This window comes from Marinobacter iranensis, assembly GCF_029207565.1.
Classification (GTDB): Bacteria; Pseudomonadota; Gammaproteobacteria; order Pseudomonadales; family Oleiphilaceae; genus Marinobacter; species Marinobacter iranensis.
Window position 1 is genome coordinate 1 of sequence record NZ_JANCMW010000051.1, and the last position, 342, is coordinate 342.

The window sequence follows — 342 nt, forward strand, 5'->3', positions numbered from 1 at the left end:
GCCGCCAGAATTCGTGCTGCCGGCAAGGTCCCTGGAACTCTGGTCACACGCGACACTGTTGCAGCCTTCGTCTCCGGCGGATGCCGCTTCCTCTACGAACACGCCAACAATTTCCTGATCACCGGAGCAAACGACTTCCGGCAGAGAATGAAGGAGAGCTTGAAATGACAACTATCGAACGACTGCGGCGAGACGAACGGATGTCGCAGATCGTGATCCATAGCGACACGGTCTACCTTGCCGGTCAGACGGCGACAGATCCGGTTCCTTCCGTCGCCGAACAGACCAGGCAGATCCTCGACAAGATCGACCTGTATCTGTCGGAAGCAGGCACCGACAAAT

General features: G+C 57.3%; 1 protein-coding gene. It reads left to right on the top strand.

The annotated features are described in order from the left end of the window. Positions 1 to 164 precede the first annotated feature (164 nt). The coding region (locus NLU14_RS23070; RefSeq protein WP_338040818.1) for a Rid family hydrolase at positions 165 to 342 on the top strand (178 nt) is incomplete at its 3' end.